This window comes from Actinomycetes bacterium (assembly GCA_036000965.1).
In the GTDB taxonomy this organism is placed as follows: Bacteria; Actinomycetota; CALGFH01; order CALGFH01; family CALGFH01; genus DASYUT01.
This window is the reverse complement of sequence record DASYUT010000281.1, coordinates 1-4,236: the sequence shown is the minus strand read 5'-3', so window position 1 is coordinate 4,236 and position 4,236 is coordinate 1. Positions and strand designations below refer to the sequence as shown.

The window sequence follows — 4,236 nt, the reverse complement described above, 5'->3', positions numbered from 1 at the left end:
GCAGCGCCACCGTGGGCAGCAGGTCGGTCGGCGTCTGCGTGAACAGCCCGGCCAGGCGGTCGATCAGCGCCAGCCGGGCGGAGGAGCCCTCCAGGTCCCGGTACGCCTCCGCGACGATCTCGTACCGCACCCGTGCTCCCTCCACCCGACACGCCAGCCACCAGCCCGTAGAACCCGGCGGCCGTGCAGGCAGGATATCGGCAGACCACCACGGTGGGTCCACGCGGGAAGGCCCCGGCTGCCGTCCGGTGCTTGCCATGGCAATCCCGCTGCGGGCGGCCGTCGGCCGACCAGACCGGGGCGCGCCGTTGGACGACCCCTCCACCTGGCCCGCTACGCCGAGCAGGTCACCCTGCTGGTCCGCGGCGGCTCCGTGGCCGACGGCATGTCGGCTTACCTGGTGCGGGAGGTGGAGGCGGCGGCGACCATCATCGTCCGGCTGCGCACCGAGGTGGCCGCCGTCCACGGAACCGGGCGGTTAGAGGCGCTCACCCTGCGGGCTGACACGACGGGCGCGACCGAGACGCTGCCCGCCGGGGCGCTGTTCATCCTGATCGGCGCCGAGCCGCACACCGACTGGCTGGCGGGGACGCTCGAGCGTGACGACCGGGGTTCGTCCTGACCGGCCGCGACCTCCTCCGCGACGGCAGGTCCCCCCCCGGGACTGGCGGCTGGACCGGCCACCGCTGCTGCTAGAGGCCAGCTGCCCGGCGTGTTCGCGGCCAGCGACGTCCGTCGCGGCTCGGTCAAGCGGGTCGCGTCGGCCGTCGGCGAAGGCGCTACCGCCGTCCAACTCGTCCACCAGTACCTCAGCGAGCCCGCGCCAGTTGTCGGTTGACATCCCCACGCCGTGGGATGTCTCCCCCGCCCGGCGGCCCTTGGCGAGGTTTTGCGACCGACGCCGGCGCATTCATCTGACCGATCCGGGAACCGCAGCGATGCGCTCCACCACGATGGCGCGTCGATGTCCGCGCTGGCCTCAGGCCGGGCCGAGCGTTCCCGCGTAGCGAGCTGGCACCCTTCCGGACTCGACCAGCCAGCAGACCATGTCGGTGATGGTCTCTGTGAAGGATGTGGGCTCGACGCCGAGTTCGGTTCGCGCGGCGGAGTCGTCGAGTCGCGTGTTGCGGCGTATTATCTCGACGCCCTCACGGTCGGCCGGATAGCGCCAGCGGTCGGGCAGCCGCCGTTGGACCGCGCCGATGAGCCGCGTCGCGGGGCTGATCACCGCCCCCGGCACGACGAGGTGGGGGAATCGTCGCCCGGTCGTGACCGCAAGGGTGGCGAACAGCATGTCGCCCTCGAGGTGATGCCCAGGCACGACGTACCGACGTGGCCCTCCCCCGGGGCGGAGCACGGCCTGGATCACCGCGGCGGTGTCGCGAACGTCGACGACGTGCAGCCCTCCCCGCGGCCAGAGCGGGAAGCGGCCGAGCAGGACCCAGCGCAGCGTTTCGCTCTGCTCACCGCGGTAGGGGTCGTGGGGACCATAGACAGCGCCCGGGTAGATCGTCACCACCGGCGCGCCTGCATCCTGCAACCGGCGGGCGACCTTCTCCGAGGCGATCTTCGACTGCGCATACGGCAGCTCGATGTCACCGAGCGGCAGGTCCGGCCCGCTCCCGGCATACCGGGTCAGCGCCACCGTCGTCGACACGTGGACGACCGGATCCAGCCCGCGTTCAACCGCGCGACCCAACACGACCTCGGTGGCGCGGGCATTGGTGCGCTGCATGTCCTTGGCACGCCGCGGGTCCAGGGAGTAGACCGCCGCCGCGTGCACGACCGCCGCGCAGCCCTCGACGGCCCGCGACACCGCGCGCTCGTCGAGCACGTCACCCACGACGATGTCGGAGACCGCCAGCCCCAGCGGGCCGAGGGACACGGGCACCTGGTCCGGCCGGCGCACCAGCAGCCGCACGTCGTGCCCGGCACGCACAATCGCGGCGGCGGTGTGGGAACCCACCAAGCCGGTACCACCGGTAACCAAGACCCTCATGCCCGCAATGATGCCATGCCCGAGCGGACCAAGGGTCAGGCAGCGGTGCGGCCTCTTGGGTCGGGGCTTTCCCCGTCCAGTACTCATCCGCGAGGGATCGCCTCTTGTGCGCCGCCCTGTCCTCTGTTGAGATCAGCAAGTCGGGCTGGCCGTGTCGGTAAGGAGAGGAGGCGGCCGCATGGCAGCGATGCGAAGCCCGCAGGAGGTGTTTGGCCACCACGCGCAGGCGCTGGGGGCCGAGGACCTCGAGGAGATCGTCGCTGACTACAGCGACGACGCCGTCTTCATCACCCCGGCAGGCATCCAACGCGGCAAGGACGGTATCCGCCAGGCGTTCACCAAGCTCCTCAGCGAGGTGCCGCAGGCCACCTGGGACATGCAAGAACACGATCTACGAGGACGACGTCATGCTCCTCGAGTGGGGGGCCGAGGGCGGCGGCAACCGCATCGAGGACGGCATCGACACTTCGTCTTCCGCGACGGCCTGATCCGGGTCCAGACCGTCCGGTACACCTTGCAGCCTGCTCGCTGACGGAAGGAGACGGCGATGCGGCAGGACATCGAGTTCGACGCCGAGGGTGTGACGCTGCGGGGCTGGCTGTACCTGCCCGACGGGGCCACCGGCCCGGTCCCCACCGTCGTCATGGCCCACGGCTTCTCCGCCGTCAAGGAGATGTACCTGGACAGCTTCGCGGAGGCGTTCGCCGCCGGCGGCTTGGGGGCGCTGGTCTTCGACAACCGGAACTTCGGTGCCAGCGACGGCGAGCCGCGACAGGAGATCGACCCGTGGGCGCAGGTGCGTGACTACCGGCACGCGATCACCTACGCCCAGACCCGCCCGGAGGTCCACGCCGACCGCATCGGGGTGTGGGGGTCCAGCTACAGCGGTGGCCATGCGCTGGTGCTGGGGGCGATCGACAAGCGCGTCAAGTGCGTCGCCTGCCAGGTGCCGCTGGTCAGCGGCATCCGCAACATCCAGCGGCTGGTGCGCCAGGACTTCCTGGCTCCCAACCGTGCGGCGTTCGACCAGGACCGCGCCGCCCGCTTCCGGGGCGAGCCGCCGGCGATGGTGCCCGTGGTCGACCCCGACCCCATGGCCGTCTCGGCCCTGCCCACCCCTGACTCCTGGGAGTGGTTCAGCGACACTGGCAAGAGCCGCGCGCCGGCCTGGAGAAACGAGGTCACGCTGCGCACCGTCGAGATGCTCATGGAGTACGAGCCCGGCGCCTACATCGAGGGCATCAGCCCCACGCCGCTGCTCATGGTCGTCGCCGCCGGCGACCACCTGACCCCGACCGACCTCGCCCTCGAGGCCTACCAGCACGCCCGTGAACCGAAGCGGCTGGTGCTGCTGCCTGGCGGCCACTTCGACGCCTACGTAAAGGACTTCGACCCGGCCAGCGGAGCCGCCCGCGACTGGTTCCTCGAGCACCTTGGCAAGTCGGGGTAGATCTTCCTGTTGTCGCTGCCTTGGCACGAAGACGGTGCCTTCCGAGGAGGTGGGCCAGGATGGCGTCGGGAGATGAGCTTGCGTACGTGACGGCGACGGAGCTGGCGGGTCGGATCCGGCGGCGCGAGCTGTCGTCGAGCTGGCCAATCTCACCTCGCCGACCCTGGCGGTCGCCGGGGCCAACCGGCTGACGAGCTGGCGTTGGAGACAGGTCAGTTGCTGGTCAACAATCCTCGCGCCTGGTTCGTAGCCGTCTCGGCGCCAGACCCGCTCATTAGTGTGACACAGCCTGCTCGGGGCGACCCTGGGATGCAGTCCTCGCCATCGCTCGGCAAGCCCAGCGACGAGCGACCGGCTTCACTGCAAAGCAGATGGCCATTGACACCCGCGCGTGTCGCCTTGGCCCCGGCCCCTGTACGTTCTGCCCTCGGGCACTGGAAACCCAGCCCGCTTGAGTTGAGCTCGTCCAGCAGGGCCTCGAGAGCGGCTATAACAGTGCCGGGAGGGCGATCCGCAGCCCGATCAGGCAGCGAGCGCCTTGCCTTGGCGCGAAGGGGGATCGTGGGAGAGCTGCCCGAGTACGTCGACGGTCTGCCGAACCTGTGCGGTTCGGAGGCGCTGATCGAGGGGGCGGTCGCGGCCGGGCGGGCTTCGAGCCGCGGGTGATGCTGGAGTACTCGGGCACGCTGCTTGAGGGGCTGCGGCGCATGGGCGCGGGCGAGGTGCTCGACACCCTCGAGCGGCTCACCCGCGACCCGAGCGTGCGGCATGCGGTGGAGTGGCTCGG

Annotated in this window: 4 protein-coding genes; 3 read left to right on the top strand and 1 reads right to left on the bottom strand. The window is 70.7% G+C overall.

The window, feature by feature from the left end; all coding sequences use genetic code 11:
* The first annotated feature begins 373 nt into the window (after nt 1-373).
* Nucleotides 374-622 carry a hypothetical protein gene (locus VG276_24615; GenBank protein HEV8652481.1) on the top strand — a complete coding sequence of 83 codons (249 nt, stop codon included), beginning with the start codon at nt 374-376 and terminating at the stop codon, nt 620-622.
* A gap of 357 nt (nt 623-979) precedes the next feature.
* Here VG276_24615 and VG276_24610 read toward each other — a convergent pair whose 3' ends face one another.
* On the bottom strand, nt 980-1,999 hold the full coding sequence (locus tag VG276_24610) for an NAD-dependent epimerase/dehydratase family protein (protein ID HEV8652480.1): 1,020 nt from the start codon (nt 1,997-1,999) through the stop codon (nt 980-982).
* Nucleotides 2,000-2,177: 178 nt separating this feature from the next.
* Here VG276_24610 and VG276_24605 point away from each other — a divergent pair, with 178 nt between their 5' ends.
* Both VG276_24605 and VG276_24600 read left to right on the top strand, forming a co-directional pair.
* Entirely contained in the window at nt 2,178-2,531 is a 354-nt protein-coding gene (locus VG276_24605) for a nuclear transport factor 2 family protein (protein HEV8652479.1), read from the top strand.
* Between the two features lie 15 nt (nt 2,532-2,546).
* Nucleotides 2,547-3,449 (top strand): alpha/beta hydrolase, encoded by a 903-nt coding sequence (locus VG276_24600; protein HEV8652478.1) that lies wholly within the window; start codon nt 2,547-2,549, stop codon nt 3,447-3,449.
* Nucleotides 3,450-4,236: the final 787 nt, after the last annotated feature.